Origin of the sequence: Rhodovulum sp. BSW8, from assembly GCF_003314725.1 — a bacterium.
Lineage (GTDB): Bacteria > Pseudomonadota > Alphaproteobacteria > Rhodobacterales > Rhodobacteraceae > Rhodovulum > Rhodovulum visakhapatnamense.
The window spans coordinates 21,382-44,498 of record NZ_QNVX01000008.1; the positions used below are offsets into that span (position 1 = coordinate 21,382).

Consider the following 23,117-nt stretch of genomic DNA (forward strand, 5'->3'; position numbering starts at 1 on the left):
ACTAGAGACCGTACCGCGACCAGAGAAGCCGCGCCTCGACCTCGTCCACCACGGCGGCAACGCCCGGGGCGCCCAGCCGCGACAGGAGCCCCCGCCGCGGCGCATGCAGCGCAAAGCGCACCTTGTCGCCGAAGCGCTCCTTCATCTTGGGCACCAGATGCCCGATGCCGTCGGCCAGACCGACCTCGACGGCCTGTTGCCCGACCCAGACATCGCCGGTGAAGAGATCGCGGTCGGTCTTCAGCCGGTCGCCGCGCCGGGCCCGCACATGTGCCTTGAACGCGTCGTGAATGGGCTCCTGCAGCTTGATCAGCCGGGCCACATCCTCGGGCTTCTCGGGCTTGAACGGATCGAGAAAGCTCTTGCTTTCGCCCGCCGTATGGACCCGCCGCTCGACCCCGTAGCGCGCGATCAGATCCTGAAAGCCGAACCCGGCATAAATCACCCCGATGGACCCTGCGATCGACGAGGCATCGAGCCAGATCTCGTCGCCCGCGCAGGCCAGCCAATAGCCGCCCGACGCGGCCACGTCCTCGACAAAGCTGATGACGGGCGTGTCGCGTTCCTCGGCCAGCCGCCGGACGCGCGCGGCGATCAACGCGCTTTGCGCGGGCGACCCACCCGGCGAATTCACGATCAGGGCGACCGCATCGGGCTTGCCCTTCTTGAAGGCGCGCTCGATCACCGGAGCGAGCGCGGCATCGGACAGCGTGTTTCCGCGGGCCGACGCGGCAATCGTGCCGGAAAGACGGACAACCGAGACGAGCGGATCTGATTTGACGAAGGGAAGCCACCGTTTCATGTCTTCGCATGTAGAGCGGCGGAAAGCGACGAACAAGACATGGCCGCAATTGTGCTGCGATTGCAGCGGCACGCCTTGGCGTCAGTCGGGCACCTGTACCCGCGATCTGTGCCATTCCCGGCCGCACGCACGGCGCCAGACCGTCTTTGACCGCCCCGCCCGGCCCGGCGGCAAGCGTCAGGCCCTCTCGGGGCTTCGGACGGCCAACGGCCTCGGCGCCCCCCCCCCGGCGATGGGCGAGACCGGCCCGGCCGGACGCGGCGTCTGCAAGGGGTCCCCGGCGAACCGGGACCTGACAGGGGTCTTTGGAAGAACGATCTGGCCGCGGGGCGGCGTCGGATGGCACCGGGTCTGAACCGGTTCCACCGGGCCGTTGCGATCAGACCTTGCGCTCGGTCCGGTTCAGGTACCGGCACTGCCAGCGCGAGACCGTCCAGTTCGGATGGTCGCGCACCCATTTCGCAAGCTCGGGCTGGGCGCCCATCATGCAGGTCATCGGCGAGACATCGGTGAAGATCAGGCTGCGCTCTTCGCAATTGGTCTGCGACAGGCTCATGCACGCAACAAACAGCAATTCGACCATGGCGGGACCTCGATTGTCAATTCAGCCCTTGGTATTGCATCTTTCCATTTTGGAACGGTTAAACTTCCAGCCGGACCGTTCCAGGAGAAGCCGGTGTCTCCGACCGTGCAAATCACGGAGAATCCCGAAAACGTGCCTCTTTGCTCGGCGCATGCCTCATCTTCGGGCGCCTTTGCTGCAACGCAGCATGATCCTGCCGCGCCGCCGCGCCGGGCCGTTTCGCTGAAGACGAAACTCGCGGCCGGGGCCGGCATGATCGGACTGGTTGCGCTTCTGTCGAGCGCGCTGACCGTGGTCGGCATGGACCGGGTCGGCGACCGGATCGCGGCATCGCTGCAGGCCGAACGCCGCCTTGCGCGCTATGCGGTGCTTTCGACCGAAGCCTCGACCTTCCTCGTCGTGGCGGCCGAGGCGATCCAGTCCGGCCTGCCCCCCGAAGCCCGCGCGGCCCGGCTTTCACCGGCGGCCGCGGACCTTGACCAGACGTTCGATCTGATGCGTGCGGACCTTGCGGCGGCCGTGGACGAGGCTGCGGCTCTCGGGCTTGCCGAACAGTCGCGCCGCGCCAGCCAGGGCATTGCCATCGCGCGGATGGAGGCCCTCTTCCGGACAGCCCGCGCCGGGCTGGCCTCGGACACCCGGGACCGCGAGCGGCTGCAAGGCGTCCTGAACGGCTTTGCCCATGCGTTCGACCCGCTGCTGAACGAGGCAGTCGGCGACGAGATCCGCACCCGCGACGCGATCCTGACCCGGATCGCCGCCCTGCGCCGGTCCCTGACCGGGCTTGCGCTCGCGGTCGCGGCACTGGCGGCGTTGATGGTGGGCGGGTTCTATCTGGGCCTCCTGCGCCCGCAATTCGACCGGCTCGACCGCGTCCGCCAGGCGACGCGCCGGATCGGCGCGGGCGATTTCGCCCCCGATCTGCCGGAACGCACCGCCGACGAGATCGGCCAGCTCTTCGCCGAGACCAACCGCGCGGCAACGGCGCTGGCCCGCGACCGCGCCCGGCTGAACGACACGATCCGCGCCCGCACCGAGGATCTGCGCGCCGCCAATGCCGCGCTGGCCCGCATCGACGCGGATCGCCGCCGCTTCTTCGCCGATATCAGCCACGAGCTGCGCACGCCGCTGACCGTGATCCTTATGGAGGCCGAGCTGGGGCTGAAGGGGGCTGCCCCGCAGGACGCCTTCGCCACCATCCAGGCGCGGGCACAGCGGCTGAGCCGGCGGATCGACGACCTGCTGCGGGTCGCGCGGTCCGAAAGCGGACGGATCGAGCTGTGCCCCGAGCCGATGGATCTGCGGATCGCGCTGGCCGAGGCGCTGGCCGAGACGCGAGCCGAGCTTGAGGCGGCCGGGCTTGAGGTGACAGTGATGCCGGGGTCCGCCCTTCGGGCAACGGGCGATCCCAACTGGGTGCGCCAGGTAATCGCGGGTCTTGCGCGCAACGTCCTGCGCCACGCCCGCGAGGGCGGCCGGGTCGCGTTCTCGGTCGGACCAGAGGCGGGCTATGGCTGCGTCCGGGTCGTCGATAACGGCCCCGGCATCCCGCAGAAGGACAGGGCCCGCGTTCTGGAGCGGTTCGGCCGCGGCAGCGCCGCCCCGCCCGGCGAAGGCTTCGGCATCGGGCTGGCGCTGGCCCGCTGGGTGCTGGAACAACAGGGGGGCCACATCGCGATCGAAAGCCCAGTGCCGGACGGCTTTCGCCTCGGCACGGCCCCGGGTACGCTGGTCGGCGCCTATGTGCCCCTTGTCGACTGAGCCCCGCCGATGACCGTAAGCCCCCGGCCCTTTGTCCTGATCGTCGACGACGACCCCGAGATCACCTCGGCGCTGGCGCGCGGGCTGGCGCTGCACGGCTATGACGCGGTCTGCGCCCATCGCGCCGACGAGGCGCAGGCGCAACTTGGCGCCGCCCGCTTCGCCGCCGCTATCGTCGACGTCCGGATCGGTGCCGATAGCGGCATCGCTCTGGTTCGCGCGCTTCGGGCAGCGGGGAACCGGACCCCGGTGGTCATGCTGTCGGCGCTGAGCGAGGTCGAGGATCGCGCCGCCGGGCTCGATGCCGGGGCCGACGACTACATCGCCAAGCCGTTTTCCTTCGACGAGTTGGTGACACGGCTGAAGGTGCAGGAACGCCGTGCCGCCGGGGCTCGGCGCGACCCGGTGCCGCGGCTCGATCCGGCCACGCGAAGCCTGCACGGACCAGAGGGCAGCGTCGCGCTGACCGAACGGGAATTCGCGCTGCTTGAATGTCTCTGGACCCATCGCGGCCATGTCCTGCCCCGCGCTGCCCTGTTCGACCGGCTCTGGGCGCGCGAGGGCACCAGTTCGGAAAACGTGGTCGATGTCTATATCGGCTATCTGCGCCGCAAGCTCGCCCCGGCCGCCGCTTACGGGCTCGAGATCAAGACCCTGCGCAATCGCGGCTTCGTTCTGCAGCTGACCTCGGACTAGGGTCAGGGTATAACCAGCAGATGACGACCGCCGCGAGGGCGATGGCGGGGAGGGACACCTTGGGACAGCGATCGTAGCGTGTCGCCACGCGCCGCCAGTCCTTGAGCCTGCCGAACAAGATCTCGATGCGGTTGCGCCGCTCGTATCGACGCTTGTCGTATTCCACCTGCGTCTTCCGTTGTTTCCGGCCGGGGGTGACGGGCGACAGGATTTGATCCAGTGGATCAGATCTGCCCCGAACGGCGCGTATCCCCTTGTCTTGCAACGCTTCCCGGAACCAGTCGGCGTCATGGCCGCGATCCCCGAGCAACCAGCCGACCTTTGGCAGGGGGCCGAGCAGTGCCCGCGCGCCGATGTCGTCGCTCACCGGTCCTGCCGTTACGAACAGGTTGAGCGGCCGTCCCTTGCTGTCGCAGATAGCGTGCAACTTGGTGGTCATGCCGCCTTTGGTGCGACCGATCAGGCGCCCGCGCCCCCCTTTTTCACCCCAAGGCTTGATGCCGTGCGGTGCGCCTTGAGATAGGTCGCGTCGATCATGATCGTCTTGTGCTCGGCGCGCTCGGCGGACAGGCCGACCATGATCCGGGCGAAGATCCCGTGTTCGTGGCTTCTCTCGAACCAGTGGCGTTCAGCCACTCACCTCCAGCGCTTCCAACGGTTGTAGAGGGTCTTGGCCGGGCCGTATTCCTTCGGCGCGTCGCGCCAGCGCAAGCCATTGCGATTGATGAAGATTATGCCGCTGGGGACGCGACGATCATCGACACGGGGCTTGCCATGGCTCTTGGGAAAGAACGGCTTCAGGCGCTCCATTTGGACGTGGGTCAGCCCGTAAAGATTGCTCATCGATCAGGTGTCCTCGCGGAGGCTGAATCACGCCAAACACCTGAAATCAACAGGTCCTGACCCTAAGCCGCTGTCGGCGCCCGATCCTTAATTTTTCTTAGAACATAGTCTTTGACCGGCATGCGGTTCCGCCGGACACTCTGGATCTGTTCCAAGACCGACTCTGGGAGGAGATCACAATGAGCTGGAAAACCCCCGTCATCCGCGAAATCGAATGCGGCATGGAAATCAACATGTACGGCCCCGACAGCGGCGAAGACGACGGCGTTCTGTTCTGATCCGCCGGCGCGCGGAGCGCGACGATGGCGCTTCGCGCACGCATTCTCGGGGCGGCGGCCGGTGGCGGGCTGCCGCAATGGAATTGCGGCTGTCCGAATTGCCGGGCGGCCCGGGCGGGCCGGGTTGCGGCCCAGACCCAGTCCTCGCTGGCGGTGACCGGCAACGGGCGGGACTGGGCGGTGATGAACGCCTCGCCCGATATCCGTCAGCAACTGACCCACTGCCCGCCCTTGCATCCGACCGGGCTGCGCGACGTGCCGCTTCGGTCCGTTCTTGTGACGAATGGCGATATCGACCATGTGGCGGGGCTTTTGACCCTGCGAGAGATGCAGCCCTTCGCGCTGATCGCCACCGCCGCGATCCACAAGGTGCTGGACGCCAACCCGATCTTCGGCGCGCTGAAGCCCGGCCTCGTCCGGCGCCAGACGGTGGCGCTTGGCCGCCCCTTCACGCTGGCGCCCGGTCTCACGGCCGAGCTTTTCCCGGTGCCGGGCAAGGTCGCGCTTTATCTTGAGGGCGACACGGTCGAGACCGACCTCGTCGGCGAACAGACCGTCGGCGTCCGGCTGGAGGCAGGCGGAACCGAGGCCTTCTACATCCCCGGCTGCGCCGCGATCCCCCCCGATCTGGCGGCCCGGCTGACGGGCGCGGCGCTTGTCTTCTTCGACGGCACGCTCTGGCGCGATGACGAGATGATCCGGGCCGGGCTTGGCGAAAAGACCGGGCGGCGGATGGGCCATATCTCGATGAGCGGGCCCGAGGGGTCCATCCGGGCCTTCGCCGGGCTCGGCGTGGGACAGAAGGTCTTCGTGCACATGAACAACACCAATCCGGTGCTCGATCCTGCCAGCCCCGAACGGGCCGAGGCAGAGGCGGCGGGCTGGATCGTCGGACAGGATGGACTGGAGATCGTCCCATGAACACCCCCGCGACACGCGAGGCCTTCGAGGCACGGCTGCGCCGGATCGGCGCCGAGCGCTATCACGACCTGCACCCGTTTCACGGCCTGCTGCATGGCGGGCAATGCAGCCCCGATCAGGTGCGCGCCTGGGTCATCAACCGCTATTACTACCAGTCCCGCATCCCGATGAAGGACGCGGCCTTCCTCTCGCGGGTCGAGGACCCGGCCCTGCGCCGGGCCTGGCGCTCGCGGATCGAGGATCACGACGGCAGCGAGGACAACGAGGGCGGCATCGCGCGCTGGCTGAGGCTGGCCGTCGCGGTGGGGCTCGACCCCGACTACGTCGCCTCCTGCGCGGGTGTGCTGCCCGCCACCCGCTTTGCCGTCGATGCCTATGTGCGCTTCGTCCTCGAACGGTCGCTGCTCGAGGCGGTGGCCTCGTCGCTGACCGAGCTTTTCGCGCCGAAGATCCATGCCGAGCGGATCGAGGGCCTGCTGCGGAACTACGCGTTCGCCGATGACAGCAGCCTGTCCTATTTCCGCAAGCGCCTGACCGAGGCGCCGAAGGACGTGGCCTTCGGGCTGGCCTGGGTGCTGGATCATGCCGACACCGCAGACCGTCAGGACGCCGCCGCCAATGCGCTGATTTTCAAGACCGATGTTCTGTGGTCGCAGCTCGACGCGCTTCATTCCGCCTATGTCGCGCCCGCCCGCATCCCGCCCGGCGCCTGGCGGCCGGGCGAGGGGCTGGCGCTTGCGCGGGCATCATGATCGGGCCCGACGACATTCCCGTCCTGCCGCGCGGCGTGCGTCTGCATCGGGACCGGGTGCGTGGCGGCTGGGTGCTGCTGGCGCCCGAACGCACGCTGGCGCTTGACGAGACCGGCCGGGCGATCCTGGCCGAAATCGACGGCATCCGCAGTTTCGCCGCCATCGCAGCCGCGCTGGCCGCGGCCTATGACGCCCCCGAGGCCGAAATTGCCGCCGACAGCCAGGGCTTTCTGGGCGCGCTCCTCGACCGCCGCTTTCTGGAGATCCGCCAGTGAGTGTCCCGCCCCCCATCGCCATGCTGGCCGAGCTGACCCATCGCTGCCCGCTGGCCTGCCCCTATTGCTCGAACCCGCTGGAGCTGACCCGGAAAGACAGCGAACTCGACACCGCCGCCTGGGCCGACATCTTCCGGCAGGCGGCCGATCTGGGTGTGCTGCAACTCCACCTCTCGGGCGGCGAACCCGCCACCCGGCGCGATCTGACGGATCTGGTGGCCGAGGCCCGGGCGGCCGGGCTTTACACCAACCTCATCACCTCCGGCATCGGGCTGACCGAAAAGCGGCTGCGCGCGCTCGATGCCGCCGGGCTCGACCATATCCAGCTGTCGCTGCAGGGCACCGATGCCGCCATGGCCGACCGGATCGGCGGCTATCACGGCGGGTTCGAGCGAAAGCTCGAGGTCGCGCGGCTGATCGGGCAGATCGGCTTTCCGCTGACCCTGAACGCGGTCCTGCACCGCCAGAACCTGCATCAGCTGCCGCGTGCCATCGAGATGGGGGTCGAGATGGGCGCGCGGCGGATCGAGGTCGCGACCGTCCAGTTCCATGGCTGGGCGCTGAAGAACCGCGCGGCACTGATGCCGACCCGCGCCCAGGCCCGCGCCGCCGATGCCGCCGTGGCCGAGGCCCGTGCCCGGCTGAAGGGTGTGCTGGTCATCGACTATGTCCGGGCCGATTACCATTCCGACTATCCCAAGCGCTGCATGGGCGGCTGGGGCACGACCGGGCTGAACGTCACGCCCGAAGGCACGGTGCTACCCTGCCATGCCGCCCAGACCATCCCGGGCCTTGTCTTCGACAGCCTCTGCGACCGTCCGCTGGCAGAGATCTGGTATGAGGGCGCTGCCTTCGCCGCCTATCGCGGCACCGGCTGGATGCGCGAGCCCTGTTCCGGCTGCGCGCGCAAGACCGTCGATTTCGGCGGCTGCCGCTGTCAGGCGATGGCGCTGGCGGGCGATCCGGCGGCGGCCGACCCGGTCTGTATCAAGTCGCCGCATCACGCAGCGCTTCTGGCCCGGGCCGAGGCCTTCGCCGCGACGGAGGCGCCCGAAATCCTCTGGCGCGCAGCGGCGGGCTGACCGCCTCAGTCCCGCCCCGGTCGGCTGCGCGCCGGGTCGTAGCCCCAGAGCGCCAGCAGGAAGAAGACAAGAAAGCCCGAGGCCACCCAAAGCAGCGCCCAGCCATTCAGGCTTTGATAAAGCGCAAACCGGATCAGCTCGACCGCATGGGTGAAGGGGTTCAACGCGCAGATGTCGCGCAGAAGCCGCGAGCTTTCGGCCATCTTCCATAGCGGATAAAGCGCGGTCGACAGGAAGAACATCGGGAAGATCACGAAATTCATCACGCCCGCGAAGTTTTCCAGCTGCCGCACGGTCGACGAGATGAACAGCCCCAAGGCGCCCAGCATCAGCCCGCTGAGGATCAGCGCGGGAAAGGCCCAGAGATAGCCCAGGGGTGGCAGCACGATGCCGAACCCGGCGGCAATGGCCAGAAAAGCATAGACCTGCAGGATCGAGACCGCGACGCCTGCCTTCAGCTTGCAGAACAGCAGCCACCAGCGCGGCAGCGGCGAGGTCATCAAAAGCCGCATCGACCCCATCTCGCGGTCGTAGACAAGCGACAGCGACGATTGCATCCCGTTGAAAAGCTGGATCATTCCGCAAAGCCCGGGGACGATGTAGACTTCGTAGGTGATGTAGGTCTGATAGGGCGGGATGATCGAGAGGCCCAGCGCCGCGCGAAACCCGGCGGCAAAGACCACGAGCCAGACCAGTGGCCGCACCAGCGCCGAAAGAAACCTTCCGCGCTGATGCAGAAAGCGCAGCGCCTCGCGTCCGACGATGGCGCGCAGGGCGGACAGCCAGCCGTTCATGCCCCGCCGCCTTCGGCGGTCATCTCCAGAAACGCCTCGGCCAGACCCGCGGGCCCCGCGATGTCAGAGGCCAGAGCCTGCCGCAGCACCCGGCCGCGGTGCAGCACGACCACATCGTCCCCGGGCCCGATCTCGTCGACCAGATGGGTGGCCCACAGCACGCTCAGCCCGTCCTCGGCCAGATCGTGGACATGCGCGGTGATCGCCTTGCGGCTCATCGCATCGAGCCCCACCGTCGGCTCGTCCAGCAGCAAGAGGTCGGGCTCGTGAACCAGCGCGCGGGCAATCTCCATCCGCCGCCGGTGCCCGCCATTCAGCGCGCGCGCCTTCTCGCCCGCCCGCTCGCGCATCGCCAGCCGGTCGAGCGCCGCGTCGATCCGGATCGCGGCCGCGCGCCCCGACAGCCCGTGCAGCGCCGCGAAATAGCGCATGTTGCGCGCCACCGTCAGGTCGAGATCCAGCGTCGGCTGCTGGAACACCACGCCGATCCGGGCCAGCGCCTTGCGCGGCGCGCGGGCGATGTCATGGCCCGCGATCTCGATCCGGCCAGAGCGGGTGACGAGAAGCCGGGTCATCAGCCCGAACAGCGTCGACTTGCCCGCGCCGTTCGGCCCCAGCAGCGCACAGAACCGCCCCGGCGCGACCGAGAAGGACACATCGTCCAGCGCCTGCCGCGTCCCGTAGGACAGGCTGACATGCTCCAGCCGCAGCGCCTCGGCCATCACGCCCCCTCCCGCAGCACGGCCGGCTGGCCGACAAGGACATGGATGCGCGAGGCCAGCCGCTCGGCCTCGGCCCGGGCATGGGTGACCAGAAGCGTCGCGGGCCGCGCCTCGGCGATCAGCCGTTCGGTCAGGGCCAGCATCGCCTCGGCTGTCTCGGGATCGAGCGAGGCGAAGGGTTCGTCCAGCACCAGCGCCTGCGGCCGCCCCGCAAAGGCCCGCGCCAGCGCCAGCCGCCGCTGCTGGCCCAGCGACAGCTGCGCCGGATAGGCCCGGCCCTTGTCGGTCAGCCCGACGCGGGCCAGCATGTCCTGTGCGTCGGCCCGGCTGAGGCCCGGGTGCACCAGCCGCAGGTTCTGCAGCGCCGTCCGCCAGGGCAGCAGGGTCGGTTCCTGAAACACCATGGCGATGCGCTCGGGGCATTGGACCCGCCCCTCGAAATCGGGATCGAGCCCGGCCACGATCCGCAGAAGCGTCGACTTGCCGATCCCCGACGGCCCCAGCAGCGCGACGGTCTCGCCCGCCGCGATCTGCAGGTCTATCCGGCCCAGCACCTCGGCCGCGCCAAAGCGTTTCGACAGCAGTCGGACCTGGATCATGCCGCGCGCCAGCGCCGGATGCGGCGTTCCCAGGGTTGCAGGAACAGCCATTCGACCGCCAGCATCACCACGACGAAGGACAGCGCATAGACCAGCACCATCGTCACGTCGAACAGCTGGAAATACAGGTGGATCTGGAACCCGATCCCGTCCGACCGGCCGAGAAACTCGACCACCAGAACGATTTTCCAGATCACCGCGATGCCCGAGCGCGCCGCCGCCACGATGAAAGGCGCCAGCTGCGGCAACACCACATGGCGCAGCCGCGCCAGCCCCGGCATCCGGTAGACCCGGGCCATGGCGTCCAGATCGCGCGACAGCGCCCGCGCGCCCTCGCGGATCACGGTCGTCACCTGCGGGATCTTGTTCAGCGTCACCGCCACGATCGCCGCGGTTTCGGTCAGCCCGATCCAGAGATAGCAGAGCACGATCAAAACCAGCGCGGGCAGGTTCAGGAACACCACCAGCCAGGGGTCGAGCCAGCGGTCGAGCCGCGGCAGACGCCCCATCGCCAGCCCCAGCGCCAGCCCCAGGGCCATCGCCAGACAGAAGGCCCAGGCCACCCGGATCAGCGTCCGGCCCAGATGATAGGGCAACTCGCCCGACCGGATCGCTTCGGCAAGGGGCTCGGCCAGCGCCCAGGGAAAGGGCAGGATCTGCGGGTCGGCCGTCAGCGCGGCCGCCCCCGCCCAAAGCGCAAAAAGCCCCAGGATCGAGACAAGGGGCACGACGATCCGGTCCGGCATCGCGGCTCACTCGACCACGGCGAAGGTGCCCTCGGGCAGCGTCGTCGCCTCCCCCACCAGATCGGCGCCGCCAAGCTCGGCCATCAACCTGAGAAGACGGTCGGCGGCCTCGGGCGCGACATTGCCGGGCGCGGGAACGCCCGCCCGCCAGTCTGCCCGCAACGCCTCGAACTCGGCGTCGGTCCCGGCGTTCATCAGCGGCCGGATCTCGTCCCAGGCGGCATCGTCGGTTGCCAGCAGGTCCTTGGCATCCCGCGAGGCCGCGTAAAGCGCGCGGTCGATCCCGGGATGGGCCGCGATGAAATCCTCGTCCAGCACGTAGGCCAGAAGCGGCGTCCCCGGGTCGAGCCCGAGCGCGGTCGAGGCCTCCGAGACCGAAACCAGTTCGCGCATGCCGCCCGCGCGCATCTTGGCGAGGAAATGCCAGAAGTTGATCGCGCCCTGCAGATCGCCCGACCTCCCGGCCTTGAAGATCAGCGGCGGCGCGCCGAAGACCTGTTCGGTCGCGGCCTCCAGGTCCATCCCGTATTCGGCCTGCGCATAGGCGCGCAGGATCAGCCAGGACTTGTCCAGAGGCCCGCCCGCAATGCCGATCTTGCCACCCGCCAGATCGGCCAGCGTTTCGGCATCGCTGTTCGCGGGCACCACCAGACCGCCCACCGCGGTGGAATAGGGGATCGCCACATAGGGCCGGCCCGCGGCGCGCTGGCGCGCGACCCAGATCCAGTCGGCGACCATCGTCTCGGCCGCGCCGCCCTCGAAAGCGACCCGGGTCGCGCCATTGTCGGCATAGGGCGCCAGCACCAGCTCGAACCCATGCGCCCGGTCGAAGCCATGCGCCTTGATCGTTTCAAGCTCCCAGGTCACGGTGCCGATCTTCAGCACCGCCGCGCGCAGTTGCGGCAGATCCTCGGCCCGGGCCGGACCCAGAAAGGCCAGAACCGCCAGCGCCGCGCCCGTCAGTCGTTTCAGCATCTATGTCCTCCCTCTCGCTGCGCGTTTCCACATGCTCAGTCGGGGGTTCCGTCCGGGGTCACCGCCACGCCCCAGGGCTGCTGACCCACCTGGATCGAGCGCAGCGCCTTCTGGCGCGCCACGTCGATCACGGTGACATCGTTGGAATTGCCGTTGGTGGTGATCAGGAAGGCCTCGTCAGGGGTGAAAGCCATCTGCCAGACCCTCTGGCCCACCAGGATGTAGTCGACCACCTCGTCGGTGGCCGCGTCGATCACCGCGACCCGGTTGGCGGGGCCCAGCGCCACGAAGACCCATTTGCCGTCCGAGGTGACGCGGATGCCAACCGGCTGCAGCCATTCGGGCAGCACGCCCGGCACCTCGAAGCGGATGGTATCGACCAGAGTGGGCGTGCCGTCCCCGGCGATGTCGATCACGCTGACCGTACCGCCGATCTCGGCGCTGACATAAAGCTTGCGGCCATCGGCGGTGTATTCGGCATAGCGCGGGCGCTGGTCGACCAGGATATTGTGGTGGATCTGGTAATCCTCGGTCGAGATGAAATGCGCCATGTTGGTGGTTTCCGAGGTGTTGACCACGACCCGCCCGTCGGGGCTGATCGCCATGCCCTCGGGCTCGACACCCACGGGGATCTCGGCCAGCACGGCATGGGTCTCGGTATCGACCACGGTCACCAGGTTGTCGTCCTCGTTGGCGATGTAAAGCGGGTTGCCGCTGTGGTTCAGCACGAAAAGCTCGGGGTCGGGGCCCGAGGGCAGGGTGTAAAGCTCGTCATGGGTGGCGGTGTCGAAGACCCGCACCGTGTCATCGTCCGAGGCGCAGACGTACAACTTGGTGCCGTCCGGGCTGATGGTGATGCCGCGCGGGCGGTTGCCGGCGGCGAATTCGTCGATGACCGTCCAGCTGTCGCTGTCGATCACCGTGACGGTGTTGCCCTTCTCGTTCGAGACGAAGACCTTGTTGGCTTGGGCGCCGGTTGCCCCCAGCGCCAAGGCCAGCGCGATCAGCATCGCTTTCATGTCCATTCCCTTCCGCCCCTATCTGAATGCCGCGCAGGACGACTCTGGCGCGTCGAGCCCCAGCGTGTCGAGCGGCGAGCGCTGATGCAAAAAGCCGTCCTGCGGCGAGACGCTGACATTGATCCGCCCGTCATACAGCAGGACCGGCTGGCGCAGCTGACCGTTCCAGTCCCGAAACGTCACCTTCTGGCCCTTGAAGGCGGCCAGCTCGAACTCCGGGCCCAGCATGTAGGCGCGCAGTTCGGCCGGATCGGCGGTATCGGTCCGCGTCACCGCCTCGCCCAGCACCCGGAGCGCCAGCCAGACCTGGTAGTCCTCCTCGCGGACCTGACGGCCGGTCAGCGCCTCGAACCGGCGCTGGAACTGGGTCGCGCCCCAGGCCTCGGTGGCGGCGTGAAAACTGACTGGGCGCAGCCCCGCCGCGCCCATCACCGGGCGCGGGTCCCAGATGTGAAACGGCAGATAGGGCGCGAACACGTCCGAGGCATCGGCCGCGATCACCAGATCGTGGTCCTTCATCCCCTCGGAAAAGACCGGGATCTGGCGCTGCACCAGGACATGGCCGGTATCGGTGCGCCGGCTGCCGCCGGTATCCTCGAAAACCCGCTCGTCGACGATCTTCGCACCGAATTTCGCGGCCGCCCGGCGATAGGCCTCGGCCATCGCCCGGTCCCCGGGATGCGAGCCCGAAATCAGCGCCCAGCGCATCCATTTCTTCCAGATCGCGAATTCGGCCACCGCATCGGCCAGCATCGCCTCGCTGGGCGCCACATGCAGCAGATTGGCCCGGCAATCGGCATCGCGCAGCCGCGTCTCGCGCGCGCCCGCATTCAGCAGCAAGGCCCCGTCCCCGGCCCGGTCGGCCAGTGCCAGCACATCGTCCCCCTGCCCCAGCGCCACGAAAAGCCGCAGGCCCTCGCCCAGCATCCGGTCAAGCGCGGCCTCGGCCGCGTCCGGCGGAACCGCCGCGGTTTCAGTGACATAGGTATGGCCGAGAAAGCGCCCCGTCGTGGCATTGTCCTCGTCGGCAAGCCGCCCCCCGGCAAAGCCGAGATCGCGGGGCCATTCTTCAAGGCGCGAGATCGGCGCCAGCTGCGGCCGGTCGACCCGGATCACGCCCACCCGGACTTCAAGCGCGGCGGCACCGCCCGCGGACAGGACCGCAAGCGCCGCCGCAAGCAGCAGGCAGATCGGGCGCAGCATGGGTATCCTCCCGGTCGGGCCTCTTGGCGGGCCCCGCAGCCCGACTGTGGCAGACGATCCCGGCCGGGGGAAACCGATACTAAAGGCGCATTGAAGCGACCCCGGCCGTTCCTAAGCTGGCACGATGTTGCGCCGCTTCGCCCTGACCGTCCTGCTTGCCGCGCTGCCCTTCGGCGCCGCGCAAGCCGGGGCGCCCGAGAGTCCGCCGCTTGACCGCAAGGGGCCGGTTGCCTTTCTGGGCGTGGCCTTCCTCGACACCTCGACCGAGGGCGCCTATTTCGGCGCCCGCGACGATGAAACCGCGCGGCTTGCCCTGCTGCGGGACGAGGTCGCTCGCCGCTTTCGCGCCGAGGGCTTCACGCTGATGGACCTGAGCCCCGTCGCCGCCGAGCTGGAGGCCACGGTCAACCCGGCGAAATGCTATGGCTGCGATCTGCGGATGGGGCGGAAACTTGGCGCCGCCTATGTGCTGGAGGGCGAGGTCCAGAAGGTCTCGAACCTGATCCTGTCGATGAACCTGGTGCTGCTGGAAATGCCCGAGGGCCGGATGGTCCGGGGCCGGTCGGTCGATATCCGGTCGAACACCGACGAGTCCTGGCTGCGCGGCATCCGCTACATCCTGGACAACCATTATTTCGGGAAAGAGTGAGGGAGGAAACTCGTGACACCCATCGCAAGACGCGCGGCCCTGGCGGGCCTTGTCGCCCTGATGCCCGCCATGGCGCTGGCCCATGGACCGACGCGCCAGAAGATCACCCTGACCGCCGATCTGGCCGCCCCGCCCGAAGAGGTCTGGGGCGCCATCGGCAATTTCCAGGACATGAGCTGGCATCCGGCGGTCGCCGCCAGCGACGGCGAGGGCGGCAATGCCATCGACGCGACCCGCGTTCTGAATCTTGGCACGGCCGACGGGCCGACGATTTCAGAGGTGCTTTACAAATACGACGCCAGCAAGATGAGCTATTCCTACCGGATCACCGACGTGAAGGTCGAGATTCTGCCGGTCACCAACTATTCCTCGCATCTGACGGTCAAGCCGCGCGACGGCGGCGGGTCCGAGGTCGAATGGCGCGGCGCGTTCTACCGCGGCTATCCCAACAACGACCCGCCGCCCGAGTTGAACGACGAGGCCGCCATCGCCGCCGTCTCGGCGGTCTATCAGGCGGGGCTCGATGCGCTGGTCGCGCGATTTGGCGCGCCCTAGACCCCTTGCCGCCCTTGCGGCCCTGCTGGCCCTCGCCGCCGCCCCGGCCGCGGCGGGGGATCTGGCCTATGTGACGGTGCAGAACGGCGACGGGCTGTCGATCCTCGATCTCGCGGCCGGGACCGAGCGCGCCCGGATCGACGTGCCCGGCAAGCCAGCCGGGGTGGCCGTGGCGCCCGGCGCGGTCTTCGTCGTCTCGCCCGAGGGCAAGACGCTGCGCCGGTTCGATCCGGCGGGCGCCGAGACCGGGCGGCTTGCGCTCGAGGGCGGGCCGATGGGCGTGGCCGTGACGGGCGGCCGGGTCTTCGTGTCGGACTGGTACAATGCCCGGATCTGGGTCATCGACGCCGCCACGATGACGGTCACGGCCAGTCTTGCCACCGGCAGCGCGCCCGCAGGGCTTGCGGTGTCGCCCGACGGGCGCTGGCTCGCCTCGGCCGACCGCGATGCCGATCAGGTCTCGGTCTTCGATCTGGCGACGCTCGGGCTTCACGCGCGCATCGCGGTCGGCTCCCGCCCCTTCGGCTTGGGTTTTGCACCGGACGGGCGGCTTTTCGTCGGCAATGTCGGCTCGGACGATGTCAGCGTCCTCGATCCCGAGGCGGGCACGATCCTCGCGACCCTGCCGGTCGGCACCCGACCCTATGGCGTGGCTTTCGCCGCCGAGCGCGCCTTCGTCACCAACCAGTATGCCGATACCGTCAGCGTGCTGGACCTTGCCACGCTGGCGCCGCTGGCCGAAATCGCGGTCGGCGAATATCCCGAAGGCATCGACAGCGCGGGCGACGGCCGCACCGTCGTCGTGGCCAACTGGTTTTCGAACAGCGTCACCCTGATCGATGCCGAAACCCTGACCGCCACCGGCGAGATCGAAACCGGCGACGGTCCCCGCGCCTTCGGGCGATTCATCGCAAAGGCTCCGTGATGCGCCCGGTCCTGTTGTGCCTGCTGCTTGCCGCGACGCCGGTTTCGGCTCAGACCGCCGAGACCGCCTGGGACGCCATCGCGCCGATGCTGCTGGAGGGACGCACACCCCTGCCTGCGGGCGAGGCGATCCGGATCGCCAGCCCCTACCGGACCGAAAACGACGCCCGCACCGTGATCGGGGTCGAGGCCGAAGGCCCGGGCGGGCGGCTGATCCAGCGCGTCACCGTGGTGCTGGACGAGAACCCGATGCCGGTCTCGGCAGTGCTGGAGCTTGCCCGGCCACACCCCCGGCTGGCCTTCGACATCACCTTCCGGATCAACGGGCCGACGCCCCTGCATGTGCTGGCCGAGACCGCCGATGGCGAGGTCTATCTGGCCGAGGGGTTCGTCAAGACCTCGGGTCAGGGCGCCTGCGCCGCACCGCCCGGCACCGACCCCGACGCGACCCTGGCCCGGCTGGGCGAGATGCGCCTCGAGAGGACGCCCCTTGGCGCCGCCGGGCGGCTGGCCGCGCTTGCCCATGGCGGGCCGGAGGCGCGGCTGGGGATCGGCATCCGCCATCCAAGCCTCTCGGGGCTGCAACGCGATCAGGTGACGCTTCTGTTCATCCCGATGCGCTACGTCGAAAGGCTAAAGATCGACCTGGACGGCCAGCCCTTCGCCGCGCTCACCGGGTCGATCTCGCTGTCGGAAAACCCCGAGATCGGGTTGGACGTCCCCGCAGGCACCCGGCGCGCCGAGGCGACCATGACCGATACCGACGGCATAGTCGCCCATGCCGGGAAGGATTTCCCGGGCTATTGAGGGGGCCGGTTACTGCGTGACGGGCTCGCCCGGCGCGGCGGTCAGCTCCTCGACAGGGTAATCCATGAAGCTCCAGCCATCGGTGCCCTCGGGAAACCAGATCACCTTGCTATGGCCATAGGATTGCGCCCGTTTGGCGGCGTTCCAGCTCATCCAGCAGTCGTCGAGACAGAAGAAGACCAGCGGCCGGGTCCTGTCGCCGCCGGTGGCCGCGCGCAGCCCGTCGCGAAACCAGGTATCGGTCACCGGGGCGATGGCGCCATAGCCGGCATTGGGAAACCAGACCGCGCCGGGGATCGAGAGCCGCGGGCGGTCGCGCCAGAACGCGCCTTCGGGCAGGTTCGCGGGCCGGGGCGCGCGCGGCAGCACATCGACGAAGACCGCCCCGCCCGCCGCCCAAAGCGCATGCGCCTCTTCGGGGCCGACCACACGGGCGCCTTCCAGCGTCTCCGGCACCGGCGCGCGGTAGTCGCCCATCCGGTAGCCGGACGGCTCCGGCACACCCGCCATGACGGGCAGGGCCAGCGCTACCAGAGCCAGGGCGGCCGCGCCGCGCCTCACTGCCCCGCGTCCAGCACCGCCGTTCCCATGTCATTGAGACGCGGCACCCCGGCCTCGCGCAGGATCGCGTCGATTTCGCCCCGGTGGCGGCGGATCAGCGAATTCAGCTTGCGCTGCCAGACCTTGTCGCCGGGGCGGACCCCCATGGTGATGCGGTAGACCATCCGGGGCGGCAGCTCTTCATGGATGAGCGGCACCGCCTTCAGCCCGGGATAGCCGACCTTCACAAGCGGCCCGCCGATCGGCCCCCAGAGGATCGCCGCCGCCGTCTCGCCCGAGGCGAGATCGCTCAGCATGTCCTCGGCGGGCGAGTCGTGGCGTCGGTCGACCATCAGCGGATAGGACCGGGCAATGCCGATCAGCCCGGCCCGCGCCAGATGAGTGGCGGGCGGACTGCCCGCGACGATGCCGATCCGGCGGCCCTGCAGCGCGGGGTCGGACAGCGTCTCGACCCCGGCCAGCGGCCCTTCGCGCGGCACCACCAGCACATAGGACGAGGTCAGGTAATGGTTGGTGTTCAGCACCATCTCGTCGCCCTGGGCATAGCCCATCACGACATCGCAGCGATTGGCCCTCAGCGTGTTGCGGATGAAGCCGGTCGCCATCGGATACCAGGTATACTCCACAGGCAGCCCCAGCTCGCGGGCGAACAGCTCGGCCAGCCGGTTCTCGTAGCCCTCGCCCTGATCGTCCGACAGCGGCAGATTGGCCGGGTCGGTGCAAACCCGGAACGCGGTCTTCGAGACCAGATCCGAGGTTTGCGCCTGCCCGGCGCCCGCCAGGGAGCAAAGCAGGGCCGCGCAGGACGCTGCCGCGAAAATGTCAGCCCATGCAGGCATTCACGTCCTCGGCGATGGCATCGGATTTCGCCTCTTTCTTGGCCGGCCGGCCGCGCGGGATCGCGTCGTCGCCGCGCGCCTTGAGATAGACGTAGATGTCGTCGAGATAGCACATCACGTTCTTGTTGTGTCCGAAGGAGGGCATCACCTTCTGGTGCGAGACGTCGACATTCTCGCGCCCGTTCGAGACGGTGTAGACGAAATCGTAATAGTCCATCTGCTCGACCGCATCCTTGAGCGGCGGCGCATAGGTCGAGCCCATCCCGTCGGGGCCATGGCAGACATGGCATTCGGAATGATAGCGCCGGAAGCCCGAAAAGGTCAGCCAGTCGACCGTGCCATCGGCCGCCACCTTGTAGGTGGGAATCCCGTCGGCGGTGAAATAGCGGCCGTTCTCTTCGGTCACGGCGGCGCTGTCGCTACCGGCCTGCTGCGCCACGTTGTCGGCCGCAGCACCCGCACTGGCGATCCCGGTCACAAGGCCCGCGAGAAGCAGGCGTTTCATCTTCGTCATCTTCGCACCCTGTTCTGTTATCGTCGGGACCGGCGCCGCCGAAGCGCACGCATGGCGGCGCCGGTCCCTCTGGCAGGCGACTGCCGGATCAGTCCGGCAGGGTGAACACGGTCAACTGGCCGCCGAGCGCGGTGTAGTCGCTGAGCGCGGCATAGCCGCCCACCGCGCCAAGCCCGTCATTGGGGTTGGTCAGCCCCGCCGCGAGCCCGATCCCGGCCCAGCCGCCGACCCCCGACAGCACCGCGACATACTGCTTGCCGCCATGTTCGTAGCTCATCACGTTGCCGATGATGCCCGAGGGCGTCTTGAAGCGGTAAAGCTCCTCGCCGGTATCGGCCCGGACCGCCTTCAGATAGCCTTCGAGCGTGCCGTAGAAGACGATGTCGCCCGCCGTGGCCATCGCCCCCGACCAGACCGAGAACTGTTCCGGGATCGACCACTTGATCTCGCCCTTTATGTTGTCCCAGGCGATGAAGTTGCCCATGCCGCCATGGCTGTCGGGTGCGGGATACATCGACAGCGTGGCGCCGACATAGGGCTGGCCGGCGGTGTAGCTGACGCGGAACGGTTCGTAATCCATGCAGACATGGTTGGTCGGCACGTAGAAGAGCCCGGTCTTGGGCGAGTAGGACGAGGGTTGCTGGTCCTTGGTGCCCAGCGCCGCCGGGCAGATGCCGGTGGTGTTCTCGTCCTCGCCGTTCTGCGAGGTCGAATATTCCGCCACCACGGCGGGTCGGCCGTAGGTGTCGGAATCCGGGTCCATGTCGACGCCGGTGGTCCAGTTCACCGCCGGATCGTATTTCTCGGCCACCAGCAACTCGCCGCTCTCGCGGTCAAGCGTATAGGCCAGGCCGTTCCGGTCGAAATGGGTCAGCAGCTTGCGCATCTGCCCGTCGACTTCCTGATCGGTCAGGATCATCTCGTTGACGCCGTCGAAGTCCCATTCGTCATGGGGCGTCATCTGATAGACCCATTTCGCCATCCCGGTATCGGGATCGCGGGCCATGATGGTCATCGACCAGCGGTTGTCGCCCGGACGCTGGCTGGGGTTCCAGGTCGAGGGGTTGCCGGTGCCGTAATAGACGAGGTTCAGGTCGGGATCGTAGGAATACCAGCCCCAGGTGGTGCCGCCGCCGATCTTCCACTGGTCGCCTTCCCAGGTCGCGGTGCCGGAATCGACGCCGACCGGCTTGCCCAGCATGGTGGTCTTTTCCGGGTCCATCAGCGTGTCGCTGTCCGGACCCATCGAATAGGCACGCCATTCGCGCTCGCCGGTTTCCAGGTTGTAGGCCGTGACCGAGCCGCGAACCCCGAACTCGCCGCCCGAGATGCCGACCAGAACCTTGTCCTTGACCGGCAGCACCGTGGCGGTGTTGGTCTCGCCCTTCTCGGGATCGCCGTTCTTGACCGACCACAGCACCTCGCCGGTATTGGCGTCGAGCGCCACGACGGTGGTATCGGCCTGATGCAGGATGATCTTGCCGTCGGCATAGGCCACGCCGCGGTTGACGGTATCGCAGCACATCACCGGAATGACGCTGGTGTCCTGCTTGGGTTCGTAGCGCCACTTGATGCGGCCATTGTCGTTCAGATCAAGCGCATAGACGATGTTGGGAAATGGCGTATGCACGTACATCGTGTCGCCGATCACCAGCGGCGAGCCCTCATGGCCGCGCAGGACCCCGGTCGAGAAGGTCCAGGCCACCTTCAGATCGCCCACGTTGTCGGCATTGATCTGATCGAGCTTGGAATAGCGATGGTTGGCGTAGTCCCCCATCTGGATCGCCCATTGGGTCGGGTCGTCTATCATCTGCTGCAGCGCATCGTTGGCCAGCGCCGCAGTGCCCGTCGAGAGGGCGATCACAGACGTCAAGGCGTAGATCGTTCTCATGTTCAACTCCCTTGCGTTGGTCTTGTCCTTGTTCCGGCGTCAGTCGCGCGACGGACACACTGTCCGGGCGCTTCAAGACCGGAATGCGTGGCGATCGGATGTTCTGGTCCTCCCTCCGATGCCGCGTTCGGAAATGTCAGGCGTGGCCCTCCTCTGCTGAAATGGTCCGGGACCGGTGCCGCGGCCGGGTCAGGGCGGCCGCAGGTCCGTCATCGACGGGGCAGGAGGCGACAGACCCGGCCTGACCGGAGCCGGGGGCCGCGCGCCGTCCCGTGCTGCGATCCCCTCCGGTCATGGGCGGTTCCTCCCTGCGATCCGTCAGTTGCGCGGCCGGTGCAACCGGTCGGCATGCCAGGCGACATGCTCGCCCGCGAAACTGGCGACGAAATAGTAACTGTGGTCGTAGCCCGGCTGCATCCGGACGAGCCCCGCCTGCCGGCGGCGGGCCAGAACGCCCGCCAGCGCCTCGGGGCGCAGCAGATCGAGAAACTGGTCGCCCGCGCCCTGGTCGATCAGGATCGCGTCCTTCCAGCCGTATTCCTCAAGAAGAATGCTGGAATCGTAGCATGCCCAGGCGGCTTCGTCATCGCCGAGATAGGCGCTTAGCTGCTTGCGGCCCCAGTCGGACTGGGTCGGATTGGCAATCGGCGCGAAGGCCGACACCGAGTCGAACCGGTCCTGGTTGCGCAACGCCAGCGTCAGCGCCCCGTGCCCGCCCATCGAATGCCCGGTGATCCCGTGGCGGTCGGCCAGCGGAAAACGCCCCAGCACCAGATCGCGCAGTTCGGTCAGCACATAATCGTACATCCGGTAATGCGCGGCCCAGGGCGCGCGGGTGGCGTTCACGTAGAACCCCGCGCCCTGACCCAGATCGTAGGCCTCGTCATCGGCGACCCCTTCGCCGCGGGGCGAGGTGTCGGGAAAGACCACGCCCAGACCATGGGCGGCGGCATGTTCCTGAAAGCCGCCCTTGGTCATCGCGTTCTCATGGGTGCAGGTCAGCCCGGACAGATACCACAGCACCGGCACCGGTCCGGTTTCGCTTTGGGGCGGCAGGTAGACCGCGAAGGTCATGTCGGTGCCGCAGACCTCGGACGGGTGGGTGCAGACCATCTGCACCCCGTCGAAGCATCTGTTCTGGGTGACCACATCCATCCCGCGCGGCCTCAGTACAGGACCACGCTGCGGATGCTTTCGCCCGAATGCATCAGATCGAAGCCCTTGTTGATCTCGTCCAGCGTCAGGGTGTGGGTAATCAGCGGGTCGATCTCGATCTTGCCCTGCATGTACCACTCGACGATCTTCGGCACATCGGTCCGGCCGCGTGCGCCCCCGAAGGCGGTGCCCTTCCAGGTGCGCCCGGTGACCAACTGGAACGGCCGGGTCGAAATCTCGGCCCCTGCCGGCGCCACGCCGATGATGATCGACTCGCCCCAGCCCTTGTGAGCGCATTCCAGAGCGGCACGCATCACCTTGACGTTGCCGGTGCAGTCAAAGCTGTAATCCGCGCCACCCTTGGTGAGGTTGACCAGATAGGGCACCAGATCGCCCTCGACCTCGGACGGGTTGACGAAATCGGTCATCCCGAAGCGTTCGGCCATCTGCTTCTTCGAGGGGTTCAGGTCCACCCCCACGATCTGGTCGGCGCCGATCATCCGCAGGCCCTGGATCACGTTCAGCCCGATCCCGCCCAGCCCGAAGACGACCGCCCGGCAACCGGGTTCGGCCTTGGCGGTGTTGACGACCGCACCGACGCCGGTGGTCACGCCGCAGCCGATATAGCAGACCTTGTCGAAGGGCGCGTCCTCGCGGATCTTCGCGACCGCGATCTCGGGCAGCACGGTGTAGTTCGAGAAGGTCGAACAGCCCATGTAATGCAGGATCGGGTCGCCATCGAGCGTGCGAAAGCGCGAGCTTCCGTCGGGCATCAGCCCCTGGCCCTGGGTGGTCCGGATCGCCTGACAGAGGTTGGTCTTGGGGTTCAGGCAATAGTCGCATTCGCGGCATTCGGGCGTGTAAAGCGGGATCACGTGATCGCCCGGCTTGACGCTTTTCACGCCGGGGCCGACCTCGACCACCACGCCCGCGCCCTCATGGCCCAGGATCGCCGGGAAAAGCCCCTCCGGGTCGGCGCCCGAAAGGGTGAATTCGTCGGTATGGCAGATGCCGGTCGCCTTGATCTCGACCAGGACCTCGCCCTCGCGGGGGCCGTCCAGTTCGACCTCGGTCACTTCAAGCGGCTTGCCCGCCTGAAAGGCCACGGCGGCACGGGTTCTCATGGGATAGTTCCTCCGGAGACGGTTCTTAGATTTCTCTTAAGTTACGA

The 23,117-nt window shown here is 68.0% G+C and carries 26 protein-coding genes and 1 pseudogene; 11 read left to right on the forward strand and 16 right to left on the reverse strand.

What is annotated here, in order from left to right:
* Window position 1: 1 nt before the first annotated feature.
* Window positions 2-802, reverse strand: a complete 801-nt coding sequence (locus DSD19_RS06590; RefSeq protein ID WP_113669002.1) for a S49 family peptidase — start codon at window positions 800-802, stop codon at window positions 2-4.
* 379 nt (window positions 803-1,181) lie between these two features.
* Window positions 1,182-1,358 carry a hypothetical protein gene (locus DSD19_RS06595; RefSeq protein WP_371412541.1) on the reverse strand — a complete coding sequence of 59 codons (177 nt, stop codon included), beginning with the start codon at window positions 1,356-1,358 and terminating at the stop codon, window positions 1,182-1,184.
* Window positions 1,359-1,637: 279 nt separating this feature from the next.
* On the opposite strand from DSD19_RS06595, the gene DSD19_RS06600 reads away from it, so the two are divergent.
* Both DSD19_RS06600 and DSD19_RS06605 read left to right on the forward strand, forming a co-directional pair.
* On the forward strand, window positions 1,638-3,146 hold the full coding sequence (locus DSD19_RS06600) for a HAMP domain-containing sensor histidine kinase (RefSeq protein WP_113669029.1): 1,509 nt from the start codon (window positions 1,638-1,640) through the stop codon (window positions 3,144-3,146).
* 9 nt (window positions 3,147-3,155) lie between these two features.
* The gene (locus DSD19_RS06605) at window positions 3,156-3,842 is read left to right on the forward strand and encodes a response regulator transcription factor (RefSeq protein WP_075784617.1); all 687 of its coding nucleotides are present in this window, start codon (window positions 3,156-3,158) and stop codon (window positions 3,840-3,842) included.
* Here DSD19_RS06605 and DSD19_RS06610 read toward each other — a convergent pair.
* A pseudogene (locus tag DSD19_RS06610) lies at window positions 3,793-4,685 on the reverse strand (IS5 family transposase). The gene DSD19_RS06605 and the pseudogene DSD19_RS06610 overlap by 50 nt on opposite strands.
* A gap of 179 nt (window positions 4,686-4,864) precedes the next feature.
* Here DSD19_RS06610 and pqqA point away from each other — a divergent pair.
* Genes pqqA through pqqE form a run of 5 tightly spaced genes read left to right on the forward strand, consistent with a single transcriptional unit; the run spans window position 4,865 to window position 7,993 of the window.
* A complete protein-coding gene (gene pqqA / locus DSD19_RS06615) occupies window positions 4,865-4,963 on the forward strand; it encodes a pyrroloquinoline quinone precursor peptide PqqA (protein WP_075784616.1) in 99 nt (32 codons plus the stop codon).
* Window positions 4,964-4,987: 24 nt separating this feature from the next.
* Complete coding sequence (pqqB, locus tag DSD19_RS06620; protein WP_113669004.1) at window positions 4,988-5,884, forward strand: pyrroloquinoline quinone biosynthesis protein PqqB; 897 nt, start codon at window positions 4,988-4,990, stop codon at window positions 5,882-5,884.
* Window positions 5,881-6,636 (forward strand): pyrroloquinoline-quinone synthase PqqC, encoded by a 756-nt coding sequence (gene pqqC, locus DSD19_RS06625; protein ID WP_113669005.1) that lies wholly within the window; start codon window positions 5,881-5,883, stop codon window positions 6,634-6,636. The genes pqqB and pqqC overlap by 4 nt, the downstream gene beginning before the upstream one ends.
* Window positions 6,633-6,911, forward strand: coding sequence for a pyrroloquinoline quinone biosynthesis peptide chaperone PqqD (gene pqqD / locus DSD19_RS06630; protein WP_113669006.1), 279 nt, complete (start codon window positions 6,633-6,635; stop codon window positions 6,909-6,911). The genes pqqC and pqqD overlap by 4 nt, the downstream gene beginning before the upstream one ends.
* Window positions 6,908-7,993, forward strand: coding sequence for a pyrroloquinoline quinone biosynthesis protein PqqE (gene pqqE / locus DSD19_RS06635; RefSeq protein ID WP_113669007.1), 1,086 nt, complete (start codon window positions 6,908-6,910; stop codon window positions 7,991-7,993). Before pqqD ends, pqqE begins: the two co-directional genes overlap by 4 nt.
* Before the next feature lie 5 nt (window positions 7,994-7,998).
* On the opposite strand, the gene DSD19_RS06640 is transcribed toward pqqE, so the two are convergent.
* Genes DSD19_RS06640 through DSD19_RS06670 form a run of 7 tightly spaced genes read right to left on the reverse strand, consistent with a single transcriptional unit; the run spans window position 7,999 to window position 14,051 of the window.
* A complete protein-coding gene (locus DSD19_RS06640) occupies window positions 7,999-8,787 on the reverse strand; it encodes an ABC transporter permease (RefSeq protein ID WP_113669008.1) in 789 nt (262 codons plus the stop codon).
* The gene (locus tag DSD19_RS06645; protein WP_113669009.1) at window positions 8,784-9,509 is read right to left on the reverse strand and encodes an ABC transporter ATP-binding protein; all 726 of its coding nucleotides are present in this window, start codon (window positions 9,507-9,509) and stop codon (window positions 8,784-8,786) included. Before DSD19_RS06645 ends, DSD19_RS06640 begins: the two co-directional genes overlap by 4 nt.
* Complete coding sequence (locus DSD19_RS06650; protein WP_113669010.1) at window positions 9,509-10,108, reverse strand: ABC transporter ATP-binding protein; 600 nt, start codon at window positions 10,106-10,108, stop codon at window positions 9,509-9,511. The genes DSD19_RS06645 and DSD19_RS06650 overlap by 1 nt, the downstream gene beginning before the upstream one ends.
* Window positions 10,105-10,854, reverse strand: coding sequence for an ABC transporter permease (locus tag DSD19_RS06655; protein WP_113669011.1), 750 nt, complete (start codon window positions 10,852-10,854; stop codon window positions 10,105-10,107). The genes DSD19_RS06650 and DSD19_RS06655 overlap by 4 nt, the downstream gene beginning before the upstream one ends.
* 6 nt (window positions 10,855-10,860) lie before the next feature.
* On the reverse strand, window positions 10,861-11,829 hold the full coding sequence (locus DSD19_RS06660; RefSeq protein ID WP_075784607.1) for an ABC transporter substrate-binding protein: 969 nt from the start codon (window positions 11,827-11,829) through the stop codon (window positions 10,861-10,863).
* Between the two features lie 35 nt (window positions 11,830-11,864).
* Window positions 11,865-12,854 carry a YVTN family beta-propeller repeat protein gene (locus DSD19_RS06665; RefSeq protein ID WP_113669012.1) on the reverse strand — a complete coding sequence of 330 codons (990 nt, stop codon included), beginning with the start codon at window positions 12,852-12,854 and terminating at the stop codon, window positions 11,865-11,867.
* A 12-nt stretch (window positions 12,855-12,866) separates the two neighbouring features.
* The gene (locus DSD19_RS06670) at window positions 12,867-14,051 is read right to left on the reverse strand and encodes an ABC transporter substrate-binding protein (protein ID WP_113669013.1); all 1,185 of its coding nucleotides are present in this window, start codon (window positions 14,049-14,051) and stop codon (window positions 12,867-12,869) included.
* Between the two features lie 124 nt (window positions 14,052-14,175).
* On the opposite strand from DSD19_RS06670, the gene DSD19_RS06675 reads away from it, so the two are divergent.
* From DSD19_RS06675 to DSD19_RS06690, 4 genes are read left to right on the forward strand one after another with little or no spacing between them, the layout of a single operon-like run.
* Complete coding sequence (locus tag DSD19_RS06675) at window positions 14,176-14,700, forward strand: DUF3280 domain-containing protein (RefSeq protein WP_113669014.1); 525 nt, start codon at window positions 14,176-14,178, stop codon at window positions 14,698-14,700.
* A 60-nt stretch (window positions 14,701-14,760) separates the two neighbouring features.
* Window positions 14,761-15,255: an SRPBCC family protein gene (locus tag DSD19_RS06680; RefSeq protein ID WP_207802426.1), complete on the forward strand. Its 495-nt coding sequence runs from the start codon at window positions 14,761-14,763 to the stop codon at window positions 15,253-15,255.
* Window positions 15,224-16,180 (forward strand): YncE family protein, encoded by a 957-nt coding sequence (locus DSD19_RS06685; protein WP_113669015.1) that lies wholly within the window; start codon window positions 15,224-15,226, stop codon window positions 16,178-16,180. Before DSD19_RS06680 ends, DSD19_RS06685 begins: the two co-directional genes overlap by 32 nt.
* A complete protein-coding gene (locus DSD19_RS06690; RefSeq protein WP_113669016.1) occupies window positions 16,180-16,986 on the forward strand; it encodes a quinoprotein dehydrogenase-associated SoxYZ-like carrier in 807 nt (268 codons plus the stop codon). Before DSD19_RS06685 ends, DSD19_RS06690 begins: the two co-directional genes overlap by 1 nt.
* A gap of 9 nt (window positions 16,987-16,995) precedes the next feature.
* Here the strand turns inward: DSD19_RS06690 and DSD19_RS06695 are convergent, their stop codons facing one another.
* The 6 genes from DSD19_RS06695 to DSD19_RS06720 all read right to left on the reverse strand — a co-directional run bounded on the left by DSD19_RS06695 (window position 16,996) and on the right by DSD19_RS06720 (window position 23,070).
* Entirely contained in the window at window positions 16,996-17,547 is a 552-nt protein-coding gene (locus tag DSD19_RS06695; RefSeq protein WP_113669017.1) for a PQQ-dependent catabolism-associated CXXCW motif protein, read from the reverse strand.
* On the reverse strand, window positions 17,544-18,386 hold the full coding sequence (locus DSD19_RS06700; protein ID WP_113669018.1) for a substrate-binding domain-containing protein: 843 nt from the start codon (window positions 18,384-18,386) through the stop codon (window positions 17,544-17,546). Before DSD19_RS06700 ends, DSD19_RS06695 begins: the two co-directional genes overlap by 4 nt.
* Complete coding sequence (locus DSD19_RS06705; RefSeq protein ID WP_113669019.1) at window positions 18,370-18,900, reverse strand: c-type cytochrome, methanol metabolism-related; 531 nt, start codon at window positions 18,898-18,900, stop codon at window positions 18,370-18,372. The genes DSD19_RS06700 and DSD19_RS06705 overlap by 17 nt, the downstream gene beginning before the upstream one ends.
* Window positions 18,901-18,988: 88 nt before the next feature.
* Window positions 18,989-20,791: a lanthanide-dependent methanol dehydrogenase XoxF5 gene (xoxF5, locus tag DSD19_RS06710; protein ID WP_075784598.1), complete on the reverse strand. Its 1,803-nt coding sequence runs from the start codon at window positions 20,789-20,791 to the stop codon at window positions 18,989-18,991.
* A gap of 318 nt (window positions 20,792-21,109) precedes the next feature.
* Complete coding sequence (fghA, locus tag DSD19_RS06715) at window positions 21,110-21,946, reverse strand: S-formylglutathione hydrolase (RefSeq protein WP_113669020.1); 837 nt, start codon at window positions 21,944-21,946, stop codon at window positions 21,110-21,112.
* Between the two features lie 11 nt (window positions 21,947-21,957).
* Entirely contained in the window at window positions 21,958-23,070 is a 1,113-nt protein-coding gene (locus DSD19_RS06720) for an S-(hydroxymethyl)glutathione dehydrogenase/class III alcohol dehydrogenase (RefSeq protein WP_113669021.1), read from the reverse strand.
* Between the last annotated feature and the right edge of the window lie 47 nt (window positions 23,071-23,117).